Source organism: Pseudomonas sp. B21-017, assembly GCF_024749245.1.
Classification (GTDB): Bacteria; Pseudomonadota; Gammaproteobacteria; order Pseudomonadales; family Pseudomonadaceae; genus Aquipseudomonas.
Map to the genome: position 1 here is coordinate 1354214 of NZ_CP087194.1, position 22856 is coordinate 1377069.

Genomic DNA, 22856 nt, shown 5'->3' on the forward strand with positions numbered 1-22856 from the left:
ATGTTCACAGGCGTGGCGCCGGCACTTGGTCGAGCAGTTGCTTGAGCACCTGATCGACGTCCAGCCCTTCGATGTCCAGCTCCGGGGCAATCCGCACGCGGTGACGCAGTACCGCCAGGGCGCAACCTTTGATGTCGTCGGGAATCACGAACTCGCCCCCGCGCAACAAGGCGCGGGCGCGGGCGCAACGTGCCAGGGCGATGGAGGCGCGAGGCCCGGCGCCGAGAGTCAGGCCTGGCCAGGTGCGGGTGGTGCGGGCCAGGCGCACGGCGTAATCGAGCACCTGATCGTCCAGCGGCAGGTCACTGGCAATGCGCTGCAAGGCCAGCACGTCCTTGGCTTGCAACACGGTGCGCAGCGGTTGTACATCGAGCATGTCGGCGCGGGTCGAGCGGCTGACCTGACGCACCATGTCCAGTTCCTGATCGGCCTCGGGGTAGTCCATGCGCACCTTGAGCATGAAGCGGTCGAGCTCGGCTTCGGGTAACGGGTAAGTGCCTTCCTGTTCGATGGGGTTTTGCGTGGCCAGCACCATGAACGGTTGGGCGATGGGCAGGGCGCGGCCTTCGAGGGTGACCTGGCGTTCCTGCATGGCTTCGAGCAACGCGGCCTGGGTTTTTGCCGGGGCGCGGTTGATTTCATCGGCCAGCAGCAGGTTGGTGAACAACGGGCCTTTGCGCAGTTTGAATTGCTCGGTTTGCAGGTCGTACACCGCGTGCCCGGTGACGTCGCTGGGCATCAGGTCCGGGGTGAACTGGATGCGGGCGTATTCGCCACCGAAGCAACGGGCGAGGGCGCGCACCAGCAACGTCTTGCCCAACCCCGGCACGCCTTCGAGCAGCACATGGCCGCCGGCGATCAGGGCGGTGAGCACATCATCGATTACGGTGTTCTGGCCGATCACCGCTTTTTGCAACTCCGTTCTTATCGCCTGGGCCAACTGGCCGGCGCGCTGGCGCTGCTGGGCGGCGTGGGTCTGGGTGCCGGGCTCGATCTGTTCACTCATAAGGCGTTCCTCAAGGTTTGCAGGTGGGCGACCTGACGGCTGAATTCAGCGCTGGACAGCCGCTGTTTCGGTCGCGGGCTCATGGCCTGGCTGATGGCGCGTGTGGGGTGGCCGGTCAGGCGTGCGAGCACCAGCCATTGTTCGGCGACGCCGAGTTGTTCAAAACCGGGATGACGGTGGCGGACACGACGCAGGATGTCTTGCTGCAAGGCGTGCAACAGGCTGTGCTGACCGCTGCGGCGCAGCATGAAATCGGCGCTTGCGCGCAGGTGTTCCTGAAGATGCCGACGCGCCCTTGGGGCCGGCTCCAGCAAAGGGCCGCTGCGCACGCCAACGTGCCAGAAACCCAAAGCGATCAAGGCGATCAGGGCCACCAGGGCTTGGGGAAAGTAACGCCACAACAAGGTCAGCAGACTGTCGTGCTCGGTATTGAACAGCAGGGTCACATCGGTGTCGGCCGTCAGGTACCACAGCAGCCAGGCGTTGTCGTACTGGTTGATGGCCGGGGTTTTCCAGAGGTCGGCATCGGTGACCACGGTGATCGAACCCAGCCCGTGGCTCAGCTGCATCATGTGCGTGGCCTTGCCACTGTTGGCCCAGGCCTGGGCGAGGTTTTTCGGGTCGTCGAGGTGGAACGCGGTATCGAAGCTGAAGTAGGCCGGCGCCTCTTCGTTTTCCAGATAGAGCTTGGTCAGTTTGGGGTAGGGATCATCGCGCAGATCGGGAGGCGAGTCCTTGAGGTCTTTGCTCAGGAACTGGTGCAACTGCACCCGGTCGAGCAGCAGGTCATTGCTTTGGTCGGTCTTTTCATCCCACAGGGCTTCGGCGACGAATACCAGGCGCCCACCGGCCCGGGTCCAGTTCAACACCTGATCCACCTGGCGCGGCGACATGTTCGAGCGGTCGCCGAGCAACAACAGGCTGTGCTGACGCGGTTCGAGGGTCGGCAGGATGTCGAGGCTGTTGGCATGGCTGACGGTCAGGCCCTGTTTGCGCAGAAAATGCTCGGCGGCCAGGTAGGGATTGGCCTGGGCTTCAGGGGACGGGCCGTGTTCGATTTGTACCTGATAGGGTGTGGCCTTGAAATACAGGTAAACACTCAGCGCACCCAAGAGCACGACGATGAACACGCCGACCGCCAGCCATGCCCTGCGATTCAACGGACCGCTCCGGGGCCGAACAATGCGCGCCAGCCGTCACACAGTTCCTGTTGCAAATGCGCCGGTGGCAGGCGATGCCCGTAGGCCATGTTCTGCCAGTGTGCGGTCAGGCTTTTACTGAAGGCCAGCAACGCCGGTTGCTTCAAATGTTCAACGCGCTGAAGCACTTCGCCTTCGGTGTCGGCGGGCTTGAGCGTCATGTCGAAGTCGTTCAACAAGTGGCTGAGCAAGGCGCGATAGAGCAAGCCAAGGGCTTCACGCGGGTTGGTTTGCCAGAGGCTTTCGGCGCTGGCCGCAATATCGGCGGGCAGGGTTTCGCGGTTGAGGTCCAGGCCGAACGCCTGCTGCGGCAATGGTCGCGTCACTTTTCGGTTGAGCGCTGGCCGGCGGCTGACGAACGCCTGCAACCAGTCGCGGTAACGCCAGATCAACAGGCCAATGGCGCCGATCACCGCGCCCCACAGCAACACCTCGATCAGGTTGGCCAATGCGCCGAAACGTTGGCTGTCGAGCAAACTGAACAGCGCTTTCAGCCAGGCGGGTGTTTGACCACCGTGCGCAGTATCGTCGTTGGGCTTGTCTTCGCCAAACCGATAGCGGGTCACCGTTTCCTTGTTCTTGAACGGTGGCTGATCGAGGATGGCCTTGATGCTGTCTCGGGATGCCTGACTGGTCAGCGGTTGCTCCAGCAGACGCGGGCTGTCCGGTGACATGCCCGGTTCGGCGGCCCATACGCTTTGCCCCGTCGGCACCAGCACAAACGCCGCCAGCAGTAGCGTGATGACTGCGCTGCTCAGGCGTTGGCGCAAGCGGCGGAACACCAGTTCGATGTCCCAGGCTTCCAGCCGTGTGCGCCGGTTCAGGTAAAGGCTGAAACCACAGGCGACATAAATCGGTTCCCAGACCACCAGCACCAGGGCGTAAAAAGCATTGGTCAGGTGCTCCAGCCAGCGCCAGTCTTGTGTGGCGGCGGCAATCAAGGTCTGCCAGCCCCAGTCGAGTTCGACCTGCAGCGGCAAGAGCATGTAGAACAGCACCATCAGGCCGATCCACAACGCGGTTTCCAGGTGCACGCCGATGATCGTCAGCCATTGCGCGGCACCGGCATTGCGCTGCAACAGCACGCGTAAACGCTGTTGTCGTGCTTCGCCCTCCAGGCCTTCGAGTTGTACCACCGGCATCAGAAAGCTGCGGCTCAGGCTCAGGCGGCGCCAGGTCAGGCTGGCCAGCAGTTGCGGCGGGAGCAGGCGCGGCCATTGGCGCAGGGCCTGTTTCAGTGTGGGTGTTTCGCCGAACATGGCTTTGGACAGGATGTACAGCGGTAGCCGGTCGAACGCCGGTTTGAGCCACCAGAACAGGAACAGGGCGAGGGAGGGCGACTCCCACAGCATCAAGCTGAGCAAGGTAAAAATCGGTAGGGTCACGATCGCCCAACTGGTCATCAACAGGCGTCGATGGCGCTGACTCAGCAGCACCCCCAGGTCCATGGCTTCCCAGTTTGTGCGTGGGCGAATCACTGCACTGGCGTCACTCAGGCGCATGGCGGGTCCGTCCGGCAAACAGCAGATAAGTCGCGACCAACACCCAGAGCGCTGCGCCGACCAGGTATTTGGTCAGCGGCGTGACTCCGGTCCGCGACGACCAGTAGGCTTCTATAAACGCTGCAATCAACAAAAACAGCATGACCCCGCAAATCAGCAACACGCTCTTGCTCGCCGCCACTCGCAGGGCTTCGGCGCGGGGCAAACGTCCCGGCGCGATCAACGCCCAGCCCAGTTGCAGGCCGGCGGCACCGGCCAGGGCAATGGCGCTCAGTTCGAAGGCGCCGTGCCCGATCACGAATGACCAGAAGGTTTGCCCGTAGCCGATGTGCGTCAGGTGCCCGGCCACCGCACCGATCATCAAGCCGTTGAAGAACAGGAAAAACGCGCTGCCCAGGCCAAACAGCAAACCGCTGGCGAAGGTCTGAAACGCGATGCCGATGTTGTGCATGATGTAGTAACCGAACATCTCCCAGTCTTCACTGGCCGCCCGTTCTGCCAAGCGCCCCAGATGACCGGCGACGGGGTCGTACATGCTTTGCATCTCACTGACCTGCTCGGCCGGGATCAGGTTGTAGACCAGTTCCGGGAACAGATACACCAGCAGCCCGATGCCAATCAGGCTGCCAAAAAATATCAGGCTGGCGGCAAGCACGAAGGGCCATTGTTCGCGCACCAGTCGCGGGAAGTCGGCAAGGATGAAGCTCAGTACGTTGGCCCTCAGCCAACTGCGATGCCGATAAAGCTGTTGATGCCCGCGCAGCACTTGTTGCTGTAACGAGTCGACCAAAAAGCTGCTGTAACCACGCTCCTGAGCCAGGGCCAGGTGTTGGCAGAGCCGTCGATAGTCGCTGGGGAAGCTGGCGACTCGCGAGGTTTCCTTGCCGCGTTCCAGCCGTTCGAGCATGAGTGCAAACTGCTCCCATTCGGTCTTGTGGCGGCTTTCGAATAGGCTTTGCTTCATGTCGGGCCCAACAGTCCGCGGGCGATGCCGTTGAGTTCGGCCACGGCCTGCGGCGCTGAAACGTGCAGCGGTTGCGCGAGTATCGAGGCGAGTTCACCTGCCCGCGCCTCGGAGAGTTCACCCTGGCGCTCGGCAAACCCGAGGATGGCGCGTTGCTCGGTCAGCGTCAGCGCGAAAGCGGCACGGCGCGGCGGGGCATCGGGTAACTGCGGTCGGGTGAGCGGTTGTTCGCGGTAGATCACCAGCGTGCCGGCGGCCAGATCGCCGAGGCGTTTGAAGGTGGGATGTTGCAGGCAACTGATCGCCCCGAGGAAGTAGCCGAACGGCAACATGTCGACAAATCGCAACAGGTTGCGCAGCAAGGACGCGGACCAGCCGATCGGGGTGCCATCGTCGTGCACCACGCGCAATCCCATCCATTGTTTGCCCGGCGAGCGCCCCTGATTGAGCACCTCGAACAGCACCATGTACCACCAGCTCACCACGAACAGCAAAATCGAGCCAAGCCCCGCGCCGAGTTTGCCGAGGAACGCCAGCACCATGAACAGCAGGCCCAGGATCAACCCGCGCAGGCCCAGGTCGATGGTGAACGCCAGCGCACGGACCATCAACCCGGCCGGGCGCAGTGGCAAGTCGATGCCTTCGGGCGTTTCGACCTGATACCGCGTATCCAGTGGCGGGGCCAGCGTTGCTTTCCGTGGCAGTGCTGTGGTCTCGAGCATGGGCAACCTTGCTGTGGCCGGTTTGCGATTCGATGTCCGTTCGATGCTAGCAGCCTCTCGGGGGGAAACGACATAACTATGTATTGCACGGTATGCGGCCGGAGGTGATTGAATGACAACATTTCTGGTCGAGGCAGCCTGTGTGCGCCTAGACTTCGCCGGTCTTCTGTTCAGGAACAACCCGTGACCTCGATCTTCTGGTACGACTACGAAACCACTGGCATCAACCCCCGTTGCGACCGTCCGTTGCAAGTGGCGGGGATTCGCACCGACTTCGATCTCAATGAAATAGACGAGCCGGTCAATCTCTACTGCCAGCCCAGTGACGACATCCTGCCGCATCCGGCGGCTTGCGCGATCACCGGTATCACGCCTGGCCTTCTGGCCGAGCAAGGTTTGAGCGAAGCCGATTTCATGACACGGGTTCATGCCCAGCTCGCCCTGCCCGGCACTTGTGGGGCAGGGTACAACACGCTGCGTTTCGACGACGAGATGACCCGTTACAGCCTGTATCGAAACTTTTTCGACCCCTACGCACGGGAGTGGCAGGGCGGCAACAGCCGCTGGGACCTGATCGACATCGTGCGCGCGGCTTATGCGTTGCGTCCCGATGGCTTCGTCTGGCCCACGGATGACGAAGGGCGGGTGACGCTCAAGCTCGAACGCCTGACCGCCGCCAACGGCATCGATCACGGGAATGCCCACGAGGCACTGTCGGATGTTCGCGCCACAATCGCCCTGGCGCGTCTGATTCGTGAAAAACAGCCGAAGTTGTATGACTGGCTGTTTCAGTTGCGCAGCAAACAAAAGGTGATGGACCAGATTCGGCTGTTGCAGCCGATGGTGCACATTTCCGGGCGCTTTTCGGCGGCCCGCCATTATGTCGGCGTGGTACTGCCACTGGCCTGGCATCCACGCAATCGCAACGCGCTGATTGTCTGTGACCTGCACCTGGACCCTCAGGGGCTGCTCGATCTGGATACCGAAACCTTGCGTCAGCGGCTTTATACACGCCGTGACGATCTGGCCGAAGGCGAACTGCCCGTGCCGCTCAAGCTCATACACATCAACAAGTGCCCGGTTGTGGCGCCGTTATCGGTACTTCGTCCCGAAGATCAGCAACGTTTGGGGCTGGACATGGCGCTCTATCAGGAACGGGCGCTGCGGCTAAGTGCCGCACAACAACTTTGGCAAGATAAAGTCTCGGGAGTTTATGCCCGCGAGGATTTCGCCGCGAGCCTGGACCCCGAGCAACAGTTATACGACGGTTTTATCGGCGATCGGGATCGGCGTCTATGTGAGCAAGTCAGAGCCGCCGACCCTGCGCAATTAGCACAAGAGCAGTGGCCTTTCGATGATGAACGTTTGCCCGAATTATTGTTTCGTTATCGCGCACGCAACTTTCCGGATACGTTGAGCCTGGAAGAGCAAGAACGCTGGCGAATATTTTGTCAGCAGCGTTTGTCCGTGCCGGAGTGGGGCGCTCCCAATACGCTGGAAAGTTTTCTGACAGCTGCCGCCCAATTGACGATTAGTCCTACATCGTTTCAGCAAGAGGTTCTGGATGAATGGCAGATTCATGTCCAGGCATTACGCAAACGTTTGAATATTTGAAAACGAAAATGACTTGCGATTGAATTCCGGGCATAAAAAAACGCCAGCATTTGCTGGCGTTCTTTTGGTCGCGGATCAGTCTGCGACGTGCTTGCGGCTTAGCCCAGCAGGGTAGCCCAGCCTTCAACCACGTCACCGCCCCACTTGGCTTTCCACTCTTTCAGAGTTTTGTGGTTGCCACCTTTGGTTTCGATGACTTCGCCGTTGTGCGGGTTTTTGTATTGTTTAACTTTGCGAGCACGCTTGGTGCCAGTAGTTTTTACTGCGCCGCCACGTGGAGCCTTGGTTTTGGACTCTGGATCCAATAGGGCAATGATGTCACGCAGGGATTTGGAGTATTCGCCCATCAGGGTGCGCAATTTGCCTTCGAATTCCAGCTCGGTTTGCAGTTTGTCGTCTTGGGACAGGTTCTTCAAACGGGCTTGCAGCTCTTTGATAGCTTCTTCGGTGGCGCGATATTCGTTGATCAAGGACATGAGGACTACCTTATGTTGGCGCTGGATGACAGGGTGACAGTGCGACAATAATAGTCAGGGTGTTTCATCAAGTAAACATTTAACCGAAGTTTTACTTAAATTAGTTGCGGTGAATAGGACACACATTGGAGAGGCAGTTAAATAGCGTCACAAATATTCACAGTTAACCTCTTGAAGGCTGGCTACAAGAGCACCATGCACTGGCGTATGGCACCGTCGGAACCTGTGCCGATGACCGCAATCTGCAGCCGCGCGTCATCAATACTGCAGTTTTGCTGCGCAATCGCTAGAATGGCGGCCTTTGCGAAGTTCTGGAGTTTCCCCCTCATGCGCACTTTTCGGCTGGTGATTGCTTGCCCGGACCGCGTCGGTATCGTTGCTAAAGTCAGTAACTTTCTGGCGTCACATAACGGCTGGATCACTGAAGCGAGCCATCACTCGGACAATCAGAGTGGCTGGTTCTTCATGCGTCACGAAATTCGTGCCGATTCGCTGCCTTTCGGTATCGAAGCCTTTCGCGAAGCGTTTGCACCGATTGCCCAAGAGTTCTCGATGGACTGGCGCATCACCGACACCGAGCAGAAGAAGCGCGTGGTGTTGATGGCCAGCCGTGAGTCCCATTGCCTGGCTGACTTGTTGCACCGCTGGCACAGCGACGAACTGGACTGCGAAATCGCCTGCGTGATTTCCAACCATGACGATTTGCGCAGCATGGTCGAGTGGCACGGTATTCCTTACTACCATGTACCGGTCAACCCGCAGGACAAGGAACCGGCCTTCGCCGAAGTCTCGCGCCTGGTCAAACAGCACGACGCCGAAGTGGTGGTACTTGCTCGTTACATGCAGATTCTGCCGCCCGACTTGTGCAGCGAATATGCCCACAAAGTCATCAACATTCACCATAGCTTCCTGCCGTCGTTCGTCGGCGCCAAGCCGTATCATCAGGCTTCGATGCGCGGTGTGAAGTTGATCGGTGCCACTTGCCACTATGTCACCGAAGAGTTGGACGCCGGTCCGATCATCGAGCAGGACGTGGTGCGTGTCAGCCACAGCGACAGTATTGAAGACATGGTGCGCTTCGGTCGTGACGTCGAGAAAATGGTGCTGGCCCGTGGCCTGCGTTACCACCTGGAAGACCGGGTGTTGGTGCACGGCAACAAAACCGTCGTGTTCTGACAACCATACGGTTGAAATCCGAAGGGCCTGGGCGTTCAATCGCTTCAGGCCCTTCGCCGTTTCTGCACCGAGGACATGACCATGGCCGATCCGCTGGATAAAGCCGTTTCCAAGGCGCCCGCCACATTGGGCGAGGGCTGTTTGAGCCGCTACGATCCGGACGACCTGAGCCCCGAAGACGGCACGGAGTTTCCCGGCGCCGCCGAGTTGTGGGAGCAGTTGCAGGACGATTCCGACGATACAGCCAGGGGGGCCTGAAAAGACCCTGTGGCGATCTTTAAGCTTGCTTGAACTTCATCAACTTCTTCAGCAATGGCCGCCCGAGCATCAGCAGAAACACCGGGCCACCGACCACCAGATAGAAGTAATAAGTCACCGTCCGCCAGATCAGAATCGCTGCCGCCGCGGTGGATTTCCCCACCATCGGCGCCAGCAGCGCCGCCGATGTCAGTTCCGCCGCCCCGGCACCGCCCGGCAACAGACTGAATTGCCCCGCACTCAATGACAGCATCTGGATCAGAAAGCACCAGGCCCATTGCAAGTCCACGCCCAGCCCGCGTAACGCCAGATACAGCACGCTATACCGCAAGACCCAATGCAGACAGGTCAGGGCAAACACCGTGATCAATGTTTGAAAGGGTAACTTCAGTGTGTCGGTGAATGCCGCCAGGAAATGCAGGAGCTTTCGCGCCCAACGAAGCCGGGTCGCTTCCTTGACATTGAAACGGGCGAGCAACCGACCACTCAGGCGAATCAGCGAACGGTGGCAGCGAGCCATCAATACACAGCTGAACAGCCCGCCGAACAACGAGATGGCGCTGACCGTCAGCATCCATTCCAGGCGCTGACTGAGGTGCTGGAACAGTGCATAAATCAGAATCGCGCTCAGCGCGCAGAGAAAAAACAGCAAGTCGCTCAACTGGTCCATGGCGAACACGGCGCTGCCCCTGGCCGGCCGCACGCCGTGGCGCGCCAACAGGGCCATGATGGTCAGCGGTCCACCACTGCCGCCGGGGGTGGCGCAGTAGGCGAACTCGGCGGACATCACCACCCCGAGGCTTTTGAGTCGGCTCACCTTGTCACGCTGATCGCCCAGTAACAGGCGCAAGCGCAGGGTGTTGAGCGCCCAGCACAACAGGATCATGCCGAACATGATCAGCAGCCATTCCAGCGGGAAGCGTTGCAACCGCGACCATGTCTCGCCGCCGCCCAGCAACGCCGGGATGAGCACCGCAGCGAGCAGCGCGATGACCAGCAGAATTCCCCGGCTCATGCTGCGCGACCGATGGGGTCGCGTTGCAGTTTCAACCAACCGGCCTTGGTCATCGGCACACGGCCCTCGTCGAGCAAGCGCTTGAGCGTTTGCAGCCAATATTGACGCGAGAACTCATGTCGCATGTCCACCGGGTGCAGGCCGAGACGAATCACCGGCGCCTGGCGCCAGCGCTGTTCGCGCTGATCGCTGACGATTTTCGACAGGCCACGGCGCCAGGCGCTGCGTGCGCTCCAGACCAGGCCTGGGGCGTCGATCGCAGTGAAATCCGGCAAACGATACAGGTGCTGCGAATCGCTGGTGTAGCGCAGCGGTAACTGACGCAACGCCTGACGGGTGCCTTCGCTCATCAGCCAGGCGGGGGCGACAAAGCCTTCGAGCGGCCAGTTGTAGCGATGGAATACCTCGATTCCGGCGCGCAGGCGGGCGAGGGCGGCGTCTAGAGGCAGGTCATAGAACTCGCCTTCATGGGTATAGATCCGGCGCATGAACCAGTCTCGGGGAGTGGTGGGAATCGACCCTTCATCGCAATGGTAGTAACCGTGCAGTACCAGTTCGTCGCCGCGAGCGACGCGACGGCTCAGCAAGTGTCGAAACTCCGGATGTGCGTCAAGGTCGTCATGTTTGTGGAAATTCGGCACCACCAGCCAGGTCATCGGCACTGTACCCAATGCGTCGACGGCTTCGACGAAGGCCTGGTAATCGGGCCAGGTCTGCGGTGCAACGTCGTGTAGCACCAACAACAGACTGGGTGTGTTCATGGGCTCAGCCATTGGCGATCAGCGGCCATTGCGTGCCGAGTACGGCATGATAGTGCCCCAGCAGGCTGTGGACCACGGTGTCCCAGGCGTAATGTTGCTCGACATGCCGTCGGGCCTGTTTGCCCAACGCGGCGCTGCCTTGGCTGAACAGTTCGCGAACGGTGTTGGCCATCGCCACTGGATTGTTCGGCGCGCAGAGCAAGCCGCATTGATCGGTGACAATCTCCTGGAAAGCCCCGGCCGCCACGGCCACCACGGGAATGCCACTGGCCATGGCTTCGAGAACCACCAGGCCAAAGGTTTCCTGGTCGCCGGCATGCACCAGCGCGTCGGCGCTGGCCATCAGGCGTGCGACTTGCGCTGCCGGGCAGAATTCATCGAGGACGGTGACATTGCGCGGCACCAGGGTCGGCATCGACGAGCCCACCAGCAGCAAGTGGTAGCGACGCCCCAGGCGTTTCATGCAGTTGAGCAGCACCGGCAGGTTTTTTTCCTTGGAGCCGCGGCCGGCGAAGATCAGCAGGTGAGTGTTTTCATCGATGCCCAATTCGGCCCGCAGGCCTGGATCCCGAACGCTGGGGTTGAACGTTTGCAGGTCGACGCCCAAGGGCTGTACGAAAACGTTCTTCACCCCCAACCCGATCAGTTTGTCGGCCATGACCTGGCTTGGCGCCAGAACCCGGTCGAAGTTGCCGTAGAGCTTGCTGACATAAGCCTCGACATTGGGTGTAACCCAGTTGCCCATGCGATTGCTGACCAGCATCGGCAGGTCGGAGTGATAAAAACCGATTACCGGCACATCGAGTTGTCGCTTGGCGTCCAAAGCGGCCCAGGCGGTCAGGTAAGGGTCGCCGACTTCAATCAGATCGGGTTGTAAATCTCGCAGAACATTGCGCCACGGCCCGAGACGGAGGGGGAAGCGATAACCCTTGCCGAAGGGCAGGGCGGGGGCCGGAACCGTATAGACACCATCCTGTTCACTCAAATGCGCCCCTGGGATCAGCAGGCTATGGCAAATGCCGGGTTTGATGCCCAAACGACGGTGCTTGGCATCCAGATACGTGCGCACGCCACCGCTGGCAGGGGCGTAGAACATGGTTATGTCAGCGATATGCACGATGAACATCCCTCCGGGTTCGATGTGCTCCCTTTGGTTGACCTATATGAAGGATAGATGTTCGGTTGGGTTTTGCGGTGGGGGGGCGCAGCGGGATTTGCGGTGTCTGGATGGACGCCTTCGCGGGCAAGCCTCGCTCCTACACATATACCTGTGTAGGAGCGAGGCTTGCCCGCGAAGAGGCCAGTTCAGACGCTAGATACGGAAACTGCCCACCAATTGCTTCAATCGAGAAGCCTGTTGCTCAAGGTCCGAGCACGCCCGCAGGGTCGATTGCAGGTTTTCCACGCCTTCCTGGTTCAGCGTGTTGATCTCGGTGATGTCCACATTGATCGACTCCACCACTGCCGTCTGTTCCTCGGTCGCCGTGGCCACCGACTGGTTCATGCCGTCGATTTCGCCGATGCGCAACGTCACGCTGTTCAGGCGCTCGCCCGCCAGGTTGGCGATTTCCACGCTGTCCTGGCTGTGGCGCTGGCTGTCGCTCATGGTACTGACGGATTCGCGGGCGCCGACTTGCAGCTCCTCGATCATGGTCTGCACCTGTTGCGCCGACTCCTGTGTGCGGTGCGCCAGGTTGCGTACCTCGTCGGCCACCACGGCAAAACCGCGCCCGGCTTCACCGGCCCGCGCTGCTTCGATGGCGGCGTTGAGCGCCAGCAGGTTGGTTTGCTGGGAAATGCTGGTGATCACTTCGAGAATCTGCCCGATGTTCACGGTTTTGCTGTTCAGCGATTCGATGTTGGTGCTCGAAGCGCTGAGCATGCTCGACAGCTGATTCATCGCGGCAATGCTGCGATCCACCACTTGCTGGCCGTCTTCGGCCAGGCTGCGGGCATCGCTGGCCTGATTCGATGCCTGGGCGGCGTTACGGGCGATTTCCTGAGCCGCGGCGCCGAGCTGGTTGATGGCCGCGGCGACGCTGCTGGTGCGCGAAGCTTGCTGGTCGGAGTTGAACATCGACGAGTTCGAGGCCGCCACCACCCGCAAGGCCACTTCGTTGACCTGGCCGGTGGCCGAGGACACTTCGCGGATCGATGTATGAATTCGCTCCACGAAACGATTGAACGCCGTGCCAAGGACGCCGAATTCGTCCTGATTCTGGATGGTCAGGCGTTTGGTCAGGTCGCCTTCACCGTCGGCGATGTCTTCCATGGCGCGGGTCATCACGTGCAGCGGCTGGATCAGCAGGCGGATCAGCATGCCCAGCAAGCCAATGATGATGGCCACTGCAATCAGGGTCGCGATGATCGCCGAGGTGCGGAATTCGCTGAGCATGGAGAAGGCTTTGTCCTTGTCCACCGACAGGCCGATGTACCAGTTGACCGACGGCAAGCCTTTGATCGGGGTGAAAGAGACGATGCGGGTTTTGCCGTCGACGTCTACTTCAGTGAAGTTGCTGCTAATGCGTGGGGTATTTTTCGGGTACGCCTCGCTCAGGGACTTCATCACCATGGCTTTATCCGGATGAACCAGGATCTTGCCGTCGGCGCTGACCAGAAAGGCATAGCCCATGCCGCCGAAATCACGCGCGATCAGGGTGTCGATCAGGGTTTGCAGGCTCAAGTCACCGCCTACCACCCCCACGCTTTTCCCCGACTTTTTCGAAGCGGTGGCAATGGAGATGATGGTTTGACCGGTCGCCGCATCTACATAAGGTTCGGTCAGCGTCGAGCCGTTGCTGTTTTCCGCGCCTTTGTACCAAGGGCGAACTCTGGGATCGTAGCCGTCCGGCATCTTGGAGTCCGGGCGGTTGATGAAGTTGCCGCTGGCATCACCCAGGTATCTGGCCATGAAGGTCGATGCCAAAGCATTTTGTTCAAGCAGACTGACGACGTTGGATTGTTCGGGGTTGATGGCAATGTTTTGAGCGAGGTTCTCTATCAGCAGGATACGACCGGCGAGCCAACTCTGGATGTTGTTGGCGGTGACGTCTCCCATCTCGGTGAGATAGTTATCCAGATCTTCACGAATCGCATTGCGCTGCAAATAGTCGTTGTACAGCGTGAAGGAGGCGAAGGCGGCAATAACGATCAGGGCGGCGGCAAGCAGTATCTTATGGCTGAAGCGCAGATTTTTATTCATGGCTTGGGGGTCCGCTAAAGTCTTAATGTCCAGGGCGTGCTTTTATAAAGGCACGCAAATTGGGCAGTGTTGAAAGTAAGCTGATAGTTCCGTCTCTCCTTAGGGAATTACCGACGCTATTTTCAGTCTGGTCTCTCGGTTGTTATCGGCCATGCAGGATCAAAGATTAACCATGGGTGACAAAATGCCTGACTCATCGCAACTCGTTATCGGCGCTGACCTCGCTGGCCAGCCAATCGCCCAGGCCATGCGCCTGGCGAACCGTCACGGTTTGGTAGCGGGCGCTACCGGGACCGGTAAAACCGTTACGTTGCAGCGCCTGGCCGAAGCGTTCAGCGATGCAGGCGTGGCGGTGTTCGCGGCGGATATCAAAGGCGACTTGTGCGGCCTGGGCGCCGCCGGTAACCCTCAAGGCAAGGTCGCGGAGCGGATCGCCGGCATGCCCTGGCTGAACCATAAGCCTCAGGCGTATCCGGTAACCCTGTGGGATATTCACGGTCAGTCCGGTCATCCATTGCGCACCACCTTGAGCGAAATGGGGCCGTTGCTGCTCGGCAGCCTGCTGGAGCTGACCGACAGTCAGCAGTCGGCACTTTATGCCGCGTTCAAGGTGGCCGACCGCGAAGGGCTGTTGCTGCTGGATTTGAAGGATTTGAAGGCGCTGCTCAATCATCTGCGCGATAACCCCGAATTGCTGGGCGATGACGCCGCGCTGATGACCACCGGTTCCAGCCAGGCACTGTTGCGCCGTTTGGCGACGCTGGAACAGCAGGGCGCCGAAGCGTTGTTCGGTGAACCGGCACTGCAACTGGAAGATATTTTGCAGCCGGCGATGGACGGTCGCGGGCGCATCCACTTGCTCGACGCCAGCCGTCTGGTGCACGAAGCGCCGAAGGTCTACGCGACGTTCCTGCTGTGGTTGCTGGCTGAATTGTTCGAGCAACTGCCGGAACGCGGCGATGCCGATAAACCGCTGCTGGCGCTGTTTTTCGACGAGGCGCACTTGTTGTTCGCCGGTACGCCCAAGGCGTTGCAGGATCGTCTGGAACAAGTGGTGCGGCTGATCCGTTCGAAAGGCGTGGGCGTGTATTTCGTCACCCAATCGCCGGGGGACTTGCCGGATGATGTGCTGGCTCAGTTGGGCCTGCGTGTTCAGCATGGCTTGCGCGCGTTCACCGCCAAAGAGCAGAAATCCCTGCGGGCAGTGGCCGAGGGCTTCCGGCCGAACCCGGCATTTGACGCCTTGTCGGTGTTGACTGAGCTGGGCATCGGCGAGGCGTTGGTCGGCACCTTGCAGGACAAGGGCACGCCGGAGATGGTCCAGCGTGTACTGGTCGCACCGCCGCAATCGCGGATCGGTCCGCTGACCGAGACTGAGCGCACGGTGCTGATTGCCGGTTCGCCGTTTAAAGGGCGATATGACAAACCGGTTGATCGCGAATCGGCCTATGAAGTGCTGATGGGGCGCAAGGGGTTGGCGCCGGAGCCTGAAACCGCGCCGGGCAAACCTGCCCCCGAAGAGCCGAGCTTCACCGAACAGGCCGGGGAATTCCTCGGTACGGCGGCAGGACAGGCGCTTAAATCGGCGATGCGACAGGCGGCCAATCAATTGGGCCGACAACTGGTACGCGGGTTGATGGGGTCATTGCTCGGCGGTAGCAAACGCCGCTGAATGAATTGGAATGCAATCACCTGTAGGAGCGAGGCTTGCCCGCGAAGCTATTGGCGCCCTCGGGGGCCTCTTCGCGGGCAAGCCTCGCTCCTACAGGGGTTCAGGATTTAGGTTTTGCGTGCGCCGCAAGGCGCTCCAGCGCCGCCCTTAAATTCGGGTCGGTAATCCCGTCAGCCGTCGCCTGAATGGTCGCCGCGGCATCCGTCGACAAATCCATGGTATGCCCAGCCGCTCCTTGCTGAACGGTCGGTGGTTGCACCTTGAACAGGATCCGCGTCAGGCTGGCGAACTCGTCGAACAGCTGTAACTGGCGTTGCAGACGCTTTTGTTGATAACGCAGGCGGGTGGCCCAGTGACCGTCGGTGACAATCAGCAATAAACTGCCTTCGCGCCACGACGCCACATGGCAATGCTCGCGGGCGGCCGGTTGCAGCTGGCTTTCCACCAGACGTTGTAAATGACCCAGGCGTTGAGCGTGGCCAAAGATGGCTTTCAGCGGTTTGGCTTCGCGAAGCAGAACGGCGGGTGCTCTGGCCGTGAGAGGGCGAAATGCCATGATCGAACACCTGAAGTAACAGAACGGCCATGGTAACAGAAAGCACCCGCTGGTCCTGACCCATTGCTTTACGAGCGCTTTACCCATTAAATCAACGAGTAACTTGTACCCTCAATGGGTTGAAGTTCAGTAAAAAGCCCTTATTTTAAGTGAGCCCCGTCACAGCGCAGTGCATGCATCGTGGAATAACGCCACTTTCCTCACCATCGTTTCCGGGTAGAATGCTCGTTCGCATGCGGCCATGAGGGCTGCACGGGCGACTCACGGGGCCGCCCTCCATCCCTTTAGTGTGGAAGATCCTGCCGATATGTTTGCGCCTTTGTTAAAGAAACTTTTTGGAAGCAAGAACGAGCGTGAAGTCAAACGCATGCTCAAGACGGTGCAGCTCGTCAATGCCTTCGAAGAGCAAATGGTGGCCCTTTCGGACGATCAATTGCGTGCCAAGACCAACGAGTTCAAGGCCCGCCTCGCCAAAGGGGAAACCCTCGACAAGCTGCTGCCAGAAGCCTTTGCGGTCGCCCGCGAAGCCGGTAAGCGCGTCATGGGTATGCGCCACTTCGATGTCCAGCTGATCGGCGGCATGACCTTGCATGAAGGCATGATCGCGGAAATGCGTACCGGTGAAGGCAAGACCCTGGTGGCAACACTGGGCGTTTACCTCAACGCGCTGTCCGGCAAGGGCGTGCACGTTGTGACGGTGAACGACTACCTGGCCCGTCGTGACGCCAACTGGATGCGTCCGCTCTACGAATTCCTTGGCATGACGGTCGGCGTGGTCACGCCATTCCAGCCGCCGGAAGAGAAGCGCGCCGCTTACGCCGCCGACATCACCTACGGCACCAACAACGAATTCGGTTTCGACTACTTGCGCGACAACATGGCGTTCAGCATGGAAGAAAAATTCCAGCGCGAACTCAATTTTGCCGTGATCGACGAAGTCGACTCCATCCTCATCGACGAAGCCCGTACCCCGCTGATCATCTCCGGTCAGGCCGAGGACAGCTCCAAGCTGTACATCGAGATCAACAAACTGATCCCGCAGCTTGAATTGCACATCGAGGAAGTCGAAGGGGAAGTCACCAAGGCCGGCCATTACACCATCGACGAGAAGACCCGTCAGGTCGAACTCAACGAAGCCGGTCACCAGTTCATCGAAGAAATGCTCACCCGCGTCGGCCTGCTGGCTGAAGGCGAGAGCCTGTATTCGGCGCATAACCTGGGCCTGTTGACTCACGTCTATGCCGGCCTGCGTGCGCACAAACTGTTCCATCGCAATGTCGAGTACATCGTGCAGGACGGTCAGGTGGTGCTGGTCGACGAACACACCGGCCGTACCATGCCGGGTCGCCGTTTGTCCGAAGGTCTGCACCAGGCCATCGAAGCCAAGGAAAACCTGAACATCCAGGCCGAGAGCCAGACCCTGGCGTCGACCACGTTCCAGAACTACTTCCGTCTGTACAACAAGCTGTCCGGCATGACCGGTACCGCGGACACCGAAGCGTTCGAATTCCATCAGATCTATGGCCTGCAGGTCATGGTCATCCCGCCGAACAAGCCGTTGGCGCGTAAAGACTACAACGACCTGGTGTTCCTGACCGCCGAAGAGAAATACGCGGCGATCATCGGCGACATCAAGGAGTGCATGGCTCAGGGCCGTCCAGTGCTGGTGGGTACCGCCACCATCGAAACGTCCGAGCACATGTCCGGCCTGCTTCAGAAGGAAGGCATCGAACACAAGGTTCTGAACGCCAAGTTCCACGAAAAAGAAGCCGAAATCATCGCTCAGGCCGGTCGTCCGGGTGCACTGACCATCGCCACCAACATGGCCGGTCGTGGTACCGACATCCTGTTGGGCGGTAACTGGGAAGTGGAAGTGGCTTCGCTGGAAGACCCGACCCCTGAGCAGATTGCCCAGATCAAGGCCGACTGGCAGAAACGTCACCAGCAAGTGCTGGAGTCGGGCGGCTTGCAGGTGATCGCTTCCGAGCGTCACGAATCGCGCCGTATCGACAACCAGTTGCGCGGTCGTGCCGGTCGTCAGGGCGACGCCGGTTCCAGCCGTTTCTACCTGTCGCTGGAAGACAGCCTGATGCGCATCTTCGCCTCTGACCGGGTGAAGAACTTCATGAAGGCGCTGGGCATGCAGTCCGGTGAAGCGATCGAGCACCGCATGGTGACCAACGCCATCGAGAAGGCTCAGCGCAAGGTTGAAGGTCGCAACTTCGACATCCGTAAGCAGCTGCTTGAGTTCGACGACGTCAACAACGAACAACGTAAAGTGATCTATCACATGCGTAACAGTTTGTTGGCCGCCGACAACATTGGCGAAACCATTGCCGATTTCCGTCAGGACGTGCTCAACGCAACCGTCAGCGCACACATTCCGCCACAATCGCTGCCTGAGCAGTGGGACGTGTCCGGTCTGGAAGCGGCGTTGCAGAGCGACTTCGGTGTGGCGCTGCCGATCCAGCAATGGCTCGACGAAGACGACCACCTGTACGAAGAAACCCTGCGTGAGAAGCTGCTCAACGAACTGATCGCCGCGTACAACGAGAAAGAAGACCAGGCCGGTGCCGAAGCACTGCGCTCCTTCGAGAAGCAAATCGTACTGCGCGTGCTCGACGACCTGTGGAAAGACCACCTGTCGACCATGGATCACCTGCGTCACGGCATTCATTTGCGTGGTTATGCGCAGAAGAACCCGAAGCAAGAGTACAAGCGCGAGTCCTTCACCTTGTTCTCCGAGCTGCTGGATTCGATCAAGCGCGACTCGATTCGTGTGCTGTCGCACGTTCAGGTGCGCCGCGAAGATCCGGAAGCCGAAGAGCAACGTCTGCGTCAGGAAGCCGAGGCGCTGGCTGCGCGCATGCAGTTCCAGCACGACGAAGCGCCTGGCCTGGAGCAACCGGAAGTGTTGGGTGAAGAGATCGATGTAGCTCTCGCCACCGCACCGGTTCGCAACGAGCAGAAGCTGGGCCGTAACGAGCTGTGCTACTGCGGCTCGGGCAAGAAGTACAAGCATTGCCACGGGCAGATCCAGTAAACCCCGTTTCAAACGCTGAAATACCCGCGCCGCGACCGGCTTCTGCCGTCGCGGCGTTTTGCCATTTAAACCACCGTCCATCGCACTGACGGTGACAACATTTTTTAAGGAGCGCATTCATGGCTGTTGGTCTTGGTCCTTTGCCAACGTTGCACCCGGTTGCCGGTTTTGAACTCGGTATCGCCTCGGCCGGTATCAAGCGCCCGGGGCGCAAGGATGTCGTGGTCATGCGCTGTGCCGAAGGTTCCACAGTGGCGGGCGTGTTCACCCTGAACGCCTTTTGCGCCGCTCCCGTGATCCTGGCCAAGCAACGCGTGCAAGGTCCGGTACGTTACCTGCTGACCAACACCGGCAATGCCAACGCCGGCACCGGCGAACCAGGCCTGGCCGCCGCCGAGCGCACCTGCGCCAAGCTGGCCGAGCTGGCCGGCGTTGATGCCAGCCTGGTGCTGCCGTATTCCACCGGCGTGATCGGCGAACCGCTGCCGGTCGAGAAAATCGAAGGCGCGTTGCAAGCCGCCCTCGATGACTTGTCGGAAAACAACTGGGAAGCTGCCGCCACCGGCATCATGACCACCGACACCCTGCCCAAGGGCGCCAGCCGTCAGTTCCAGCATGACGGCGTGACCATCACCGTCACCGGCATCAGCAAAGGCGCGGGCATGATTCGCCCGAACATGGCGACCATGCTCGGTTACATCGCCACCGACGCCAAAGTCTCCCGCGAGGTGCTGCAAAACCTGCTGCTGGACGGCGCCAACAAGTCGTTCAACCGCATCACCATCGACGGCGACACCTCGACTAACGACTGCTGCATGCTGATCGCCACCGGCAAGGCCGCACTGCCGGAAATCACCCGCGCCGAAGGCGAGCTGTTCGCCAAGTTGAAACAAGCGGTATTCGAAGTGTGCATGGACGTGGCCCAGGCCATCGTGCGTGACGGCGAAGGCGCGACCAAGTTCGTCACCGTTGAAGTCAACGGCGGCGGCAATCACCAGGAATGCCTGGACGTCGGTTACACCGTGGCCCACTCGCCGCTGATCAAGACTGCGCTGTTCGCCTCCGACCCGAACTGGGGCCGCATCCTGGCCGCTGTAGGCCGTGCCGGTGTACCGAACCTGGACGTGAGCAAGATCGACGTATTCCTTGGCGAGGTGTGCATCGCCAGCCGTGGCGCGCGTTCTGCCACCTACACCGAAGCCCAGGGCGCGGCGGTAATGCAGCAGGAAGAAATCACCATCCGCATCGAGCTGGGTCGCGGCGATTGCAGCGAAACCATCTGGACCACCGACTTGTCCCACGAATACGTGAAGATCAACGCCGAGTACCGCACGTAAGACAGATCGCTTTCGCGGGCAAACCTCGTTCCTACAGGTCACACCACCTGTAGGAGCGAGCGGTGCGGCGATCCGACTTGCCCGCGAAGACGGACCACCAGACGCTAAAGATTCTGGCTTGTACTCTTACCAAAAGGCGCCCGAACATGAGCCTCCACCTGATCATCGGCGACAAACTGTATTCTTCCTGGTCCCTGCGCGCCGCGCTGGCCCTCGACCTGACCGGCGCGTCCTACACCGAAGAACTGATCAAGCTGAACCAGCCGGACACCCGCGCACGCGTGCTCAAGCATTCGCCGACCGGGAAAGTCCCGCTGCTGAAAAGCGAACACGGCACCATCGCCGATTCGCTGGCGATTGCCGAGTACCTGGCCGAGCAATTCCCCGATGCCGGCCTCTGGCCCAAAGACACCGCCGCCCGAGCCCAGGCGCGTTCGGCTTGCGCGCAGATGCACAGCGGTTTCTTCGCCATGCGCGGCAACATGCCGTTCGACCTGAGCCACAATGCGCCGTTGTTGCCGACTCCGCCTGACGTTCAGGCCGAGATCGAGCGCATGCTGGCGTTGTGGGCTGAATGTCGTGCGGCCGCGACTGAAGCCGGCCCGTTCCTGTTCGGTGGCGCGACCCTGGCCGATGCGTTTTTCGCACCGATCGCCGTCCGCCTGCGCACCTATCAAGTGAAGCTGCCCGAGGTCGATGCAGCCTATGTCGAAACCATTTACCAATGGCCAGCTTTCAAGGCCTGGCAGAAGGCAGGTCTGGAGGAGGTCGGGCAGTGAAACGAGTACACGTGGCCGCGGCGGTTATCCGCGATAGCAACGGCAAGATCCTCATCGCCCGGCGTGCCGACACCCAGCATCAGGGCGGCTTGTGGGAGTTCCCCGGTGGCAAGGTCGAGGATAACGAATCCGTCGAAACCGCCCTGGCCCGCGAGCTTCACGAAGAGTTGGGCATTGTGGTCAATACCGCGCGACCGTTGATCAAGGTTCGCCACGACTACCCGGACAAGCAGGTGTTGCTGGATGTCTGGGAAGTCTCGGCGTTTACCGGCGAACCCCATGGTGCCGAAGGTCAGCCTTTGGCCTGGGTGACTGCGCGGGAACTGCTGGACTACGAGTTTCCAGCCGCCAACCAGCCGATCGTCTCGGCAGCACGCTTGCCTGGCGAGTACCTGATCACCCCGGACGGTCTGGAAACCCCGGCCTTGCTGCGCGGTATCCAGAAAGCCATCGCGGGCGGCATCAAGCTGATTCAGTTGCGTGCGCCCAATGGCTATGACCCGCAATACCGCGATTTGGCGGTGGACGCGGCAGGGCTGTGTGCCGGCAAGGCGCAGTTGATGATCAAGGGGCCGTTTGAATGGCTGGGGGACTTTCCGTCCGCCGGCTGGCACATCACTGCCGCGCAGTTGCGCAAGTACGCGGCGGCCGGCCGACCGCTACCGGCGTCGCGCTGGTTGGCGGCGTCCTGCCACAACGCTGAAGAGCTGGCGCTGGCCGAGCAGATGGGCGTGGACTTTGTGACTCTGTCGCCGGTGCAGCCGACCCAGACGCACCCGGATGCTCAGCCGCTGGGTTGGGAGCTGGCGTCGACTTTGATCGAAGGCTTCAGCAAACCGGTGTTCTTGTTGGGTGGTGTTGGCCCGGTAGAGCGGCAGAAAGCCTGGGAAGCGGGCGCGCAGGGTGTGGCGGGGATTCGGGCGTTCTGGCCTGAGGCTTGATTTGCAGTGCTGTGATCATTCCCACGCTCCGCGTGGGAATGATCAGTCGATCAGTTTGAAGGTTTCGCCGCAGGCTGCCATAAAATCTCGGCAATCCCCTGGCGCTTGGCAATCAACCGTGCCGCCACAAACAACAAATCCGACAACCGATTGATATACGCCAGGCCCACCCCGGCCAACGGTTCGATCGTATTCAATTGCTGACACCGGCGCTCGGCACTGCGCGCCAGGCTGCGGCACACGTGGGCCTGGGCAATCAGCGCCGAACCGCCGGGCAGAATGAAATTCTCCAGCGGCCCCAGCTCTTCATTCCACACATCAATGGCCGCTTCCAGCCGTTCGATTTCTGCCGTGTTCAGTGCCTGATACACCGGCATCGCCAGTTCGCCACCGAGGTCGAACAACCGATGCTGGCAGGGCGCCAATACCTCGATCACTTCGCCAAGTCCGGGAAACTCGCCACTTTGCGCGGCCAACCCGGCCAACAGCACGCCCACCTGGCTGTTCAGCGTATCGACCTCGCCAATGGCCTCGATTCGCGGATGGTCCTTGGGCACCCGGCGGCCGTCGCCAAGCCCGGTTTCGCCTTTGTCACCGGTGCGGGTGTAAATCTTCGACAAACGAAAGCCCATG

At 60.3% G+C, this 22856-nt stretch carries 20 protein-coding genes; 8 read left to right on the plus strand and 12 right to left on the minus strand.

What is annotated here, in order from left to right; translation table 11 throughout:
• Positions 1-4: 4 nt before the first annotated feature.
• Genes LOY28_RS05895 through LOY28_RS05915 form a run of 5 tightly spaced genes read right to left on the minus strand, consistent with a single transcriptional unit; the run spans position 5 to position 5393 of the window.
• Complete coding sequence (locus LOY28_RS05895) at positions 5-1006, minus strand: MoxR family ATPase (RefSeq protein ID WP_064616339.1); 1002 nt, start codon at positions 1004-1006, stop codon at positions 5-7.
• Complete coding sequence (locus LOY28_RS05900; RefSeq protein ID WP_258613210.1) at positions 1003-2166, minus strand: DUF4350 domain-containing protein; 1164 nt, start codon at positions 2164-2166, stop codon at positions 1003-1005. The genes LOY28_RS05895 and LOY28_RS05900 overlap by 4 nt, the downstream gene beginning before the upstream one ends.
• On the minus strand, positions 2163-3707 hold the full coding sequence (locus LOY28_RS05905; RefSeq protein WP_258613211.1) for a DUF4129 domain-containing protein: 1545 nt from the start codon (positions 3705-3707) through the stop codon (positions 2163-2165). Before LOY28_RS05905 ends, LOY28_RS05900 begins: the two co-directional genes overlap by 4 nt.
• Positions 3694-4671, minus strand: coding sequence for a stage II sporulation protein M (locus LOY28_RS05910; protein WP_064616342.1), 978 nt, complete (start codon positions 4669-4671; stop codon positions 3694-3696). The genes LOY28_RS05905 and LOY28_RS05910 overlap by 14 nt, the downstream gene beginning before the upstream one ends.
• Complete coding sequence (locus LOY28_RS05915; RefSeq protein ID WP_018926528.1) at positions 4668-5393, minus strand: RDD family protein; 726 nt, start codon at positions 5391-5393, stop codon at positions 4668-4670. Before LOY28_RS05915 ends, LOY28_RS05910 begins: the two co-directional genes overlap by 4 nt.
• A 183-nt stretch (positions 5394-5576) precedes the next feature.
• On the opposite strand from LOY28_RS05915, the gene sbcB reads away from it, so the two are divergent.
• A complete protein-coding gene (gene sbcB / locus LOY28_RS05920) occupies positions 5577-7007 on the plus strand; it encodes an exodeoxyribonuclease I (protein ID WP_086944493.1) in 1431 nt (476 codons plus the stop codon).
• 98 nt (positions 7008-7105) lie between these two features.
• Here the strand turns inward: sbcB and mvaT are convergent, their stop codons facing one another.
• Complete coding sequence (mvaT, locus tag LOY28_RS05925; protein ID WP_007933316.1) at positions 7106-7483, minus strand: histone-like nucleoid-structuring protein MvaT; 378 nt, start codon at positions 7481-7483, stop codon at positions 7106-7108.
• Between the two features lie 327 nt (positions 7484-7810).
• Between mvaT and purU the strand changes: the two genes are divergently transcribed.
• A complete protein-coding gene (purU, locus tag LOY28_RS05930) occupies positions 7811-8659 on the plus strand; it encodes a formyltetrahydrofolate deformylase (RefSeq protein ID WP_018926525.1) in 849 nt (282 codons plus the stop codon).
• 81 nt (positions 8660-8740) lie between these two features.
• Positions 8741-8917, plus strand: coding sequence for a hypothetical protein (locus tag LOY28_RS05935; RefSeq protein WP_258613212.1), 177 nt, complete (start codon positions 8741-8743; stop codon positions 8915-8917).
• Between the two features lie 19 nt (positions 8918-8936).
• Here LOY28_RS05935 and LOY28_RS05940 read toward each other — a convergent pair whose 3' ends face one another.
• The 4 genes from LOY28_RS05940 to LOY28_RS05955 form a co-directional block, all read right to left on the minus strand.
• Entirely contained in the window at positions 8937-9932 is a 996-nt protein-coding gene (locus LOY28_RS05940) for a lysylphosphatidylglycerol synthase transmembrane domain-containing protein (RefSeq protein WP_258613213.1), read from the minus strand.
• Entirely contained in the window at positions 9929-10705 is a 777-nt protein-coding gene (locus tag LOY28_RS05945) for a polysaccharide deacetylase family protein (protein ID WP_258613214.1), read from the minus strand. Before LOY28_RS05945 ends, LOY28_RS05940 begins: the two co-directional genes overlap by 4 nt.
• Positions 10698-11819 carry a glycosyltransferase family 1 protein gene (locus LOY28_RS05950; RefSeq protein ID WP_018926521.1) on the minus strand — a complete coding sequence of 374 codons (1122 nt, stop codon included), beginning with the start codon at positions 11817-11819 and terminating at the stop codon, positions 10698-10700. The genes LOY28_RS05945 and LOY28_RS05950 overlap by 8 nt, the downstream gene beginning before the upstream one ends.
• A gap of 186 nt (positions 11820-12005) precedes the next feature.
• On the minus strand, positions 12006-13895 hold the full coding sequence (locus tag LOY28_RS05955) for a methyl-accepting chemotaxis protein (protein WP_258613215.1): 1890 nt from the start codon (positions 13893-13895) through the stop codon (positions 12006-12008).
• Between the two features lie 184 nt (positions 13896-14079).
• On the opposite strand from LOY28_RS05955, the gene LOY28_RS05960 reads away from it, so the two are divergent.
• Positions 14080-15567 (plus strand): helicase HerA-like domain-containing protein, encoded by a 1488-nt coding sequence (locus LOY28_RS05960; RefSeq protein ID WP_064621202.1) that lies wholly within the window; start codon positions 14080-14082, stop codon positions 15565-15567.
• Positions 15568-15667: 100 nt separating this feature from the next.
• Here LOY28_RS05960 and LOY28_RS05965 read toward each other — a convergent pair whose 3' ends face one another.
• Entirely contained in the window at positions 15668-16123 is a 456-nt protein-coding gene (locus LOY28_RS05965) for a DUF721 domain-containing protein (RefSeq protein WP_018926518.1), read from the minus strand.
• A 307-nt stretch (positions 16124-16430) separates the two neighbouring features.
• Between LOY28_RS05965 and secA the strand changes: the two genes are divergently transcribed.
• The 4 genes from secA to LOY28_RS05985 all read left to right on the plus strand — a co-directional run bounded on the left by secA (position 16431) and on the right by LOY28_RS05985 (position 22223).
• The gene (secA, locus tag LOY28_RS05970; RefSeq protein WP_018926517.1) at positions 16431-19166 is read left to right on the plus strand and encodes a preprotein translocase subunit SecA; all 2736 of its coding nucleotides are present in this window, start codon (positions 16431-16433) and stop codon (positions 19164-19166) included.
• A 119-nt stretch (positions 19167-19285) separates the two neighbouring features.
• A complete protein-coding gene (argJ, locus tag LOY28_RS05975; protein WP_258613216.1) occupies positions 19286-20503 on the plus strand; it encodes a bifunctional glutamate N-acetyltransferase/amino-acid acetyltransferase ArgJ in 1218 nt (405 codons plus the stop codon).
• 146 nt (positions 20504-20649) lie between these two features.
• Positions 20650-21282 carry a glutathione S-transferase family protein gene (locus LOY28_RS05980; RefSeq protein WP_019581491.1) on the plus strand — a complete coding sequence of 211 codons (633 nt, stop codon included), beginning with the start codon at positions 20650-20652 and terminating at the stop codon, positions 21280-21282.
• On the plus strand, positions 21279-22223 hold the full coding sequence (locus LOY28_RS05985; protein WP_258613217.1) for a Nudix family hydrolase: 945 nt from the start codon (positions 21279-21281) through the stop codon (positions 22221-22223). Before LOY28_RS05980 ends, LOY28_RS05985 begins: the two co-directional genes overlap by 4 nt.
• Positions 22224-22273: 50 nt before the next feature.
• Here LOY28_RS05985 and LOY28_RS05990 read toward each other — a convergent pair whose 3' ends face one another.
• A complete protein-coding gene (locus tag LOY28_RS05990; RefSeq protein ID WP_018926513.1) occupies positions 22274-22855 on the minus strand; it encodes a cob(I)yrinic acid a,c-diamide adenosyltransferase in 582 nt (193 codons plus the stop codon).
• Between the last annotated feature and the right edge of the window lies 1 nt (position 22856).

Bases quoted from the DNA above. Each gene is read 5' to 3' on its own strand.
- LOY28_RS05915 (WP_018926528.1), bottom strand. From the start codon at position 5,393: ATGCTCGAGACCACAGCACTGCCACGGAAAGCAACGCTGGCCCCGCCA.
- LOY28_RS05905 (WP_258613211.1), bottom strand. From the start codon at position 3,707: ATGCGCCTGAGTGACGCCAGTGCAGTGATTCGCCCACGCACAAACTGG.
- secA (WP_018926517.1), top strand. From the start codon at position 16,431: ATGTTTGCGCCTTTGTTAAAGAAACTTTTTGGAAGCAAGAACGAGCGT.
- purU (WP_018926525.1), top strand. From the start codon at position 7,811: ATGCGCACTTTTCGGCTGGTGATTGCTTGCCCGGACCGCGTCGGTATC.
- LOY28_RS05955 (WP_258613215.1), bottom strand. From the start codon at position 13,895: ATGAATAAAAATCTGCGCTTCAGCCATAAGATACTGCTTGCCGCCGCC.
- LOY28_RS05990 (WP_018926513.1), bottom strand. From the start codon at position 22,855: ATGGGCTTTCGTTTGTCGAAGATTTACACCCGCACCGGTGACAAAGGC.
- LOY28_RS05895 (WP_064616339.1), bottom strand. From the start codon at position 1,006: ATGAGTGAACAGATCGAGCCCGGCACCCAGACCCACGCCGCCCAGCAG.
- LOY28_RS05935 (WP_258613212.1), top strand. From the start codon at position 8,741: ATGGCCGATCCGCTGGATAAAGCCGTTTCCAAGGCGCCCGCCACATTG.
- LOY28_RS05980 (WP_019581491.1), top strand. From the start codon at position 20,650: ATGAGCCTCCACCTGATCATCGGCGACAAACTGTATTCTTCCTGGTCC.
- LOY28_RS05960 (WP_064621202.1), top strand. From the start codon at position 14,080: ATGCCTGACTCATCGCAACTCGTTATCGGCGCTGACCTCGCTGGCCAG.
- LOY28_RS05945 (WP_258613214.1), bottom strand. From the start codon at position 10,705: ATGGCTGAGCCCATGAACACACCCAGTCTGTTGTTGGTGCTACACGAC.
- LOY28_RS05940 (WP_258613213.1), bottom strand. From the start codon at position 9,932: ATGAGCCGGGGAATTCTGCTGGTCATCGCGCTGCTCGCTGCGGTGCTC.
- LOY28_RS05910 (WP_064616342.1), bottom strand. From the start codon at position 4,671: ATGAAGCAAAGCCTATTCGAAAGCCGCCACAAGACCGAATGGGAGCAG.
- LOY28_RS05965 (WP_018926518.1), bottom strand. From the start codon at position 16,123: ATGGCATTTCGCCCTCTCACGGCCAGAGCACCCGCCGTTCTGCTTCGC.
- argJ (WP_258613216.1), top strand. From the start codon at position 19,286: ATGGCTGTTGGTCTTGGTCCTTTGCCAACGTTGCACCCGGTTGCCGGT.
- mvaT (WP_007933316.1), bottom strand. From the start codon at position 7,483: ATGTCCTTGATCAACGAATATCGCGCCACCGAAGAAGCTATCAAAGAG.
- LOY28_RS05950 (WP_018926521.1), bottom strand. From the start codon at position 11,819: ATGTTCATCGTGCATATCGCTGACATAACCATGTTCTACGCCCCTGCC.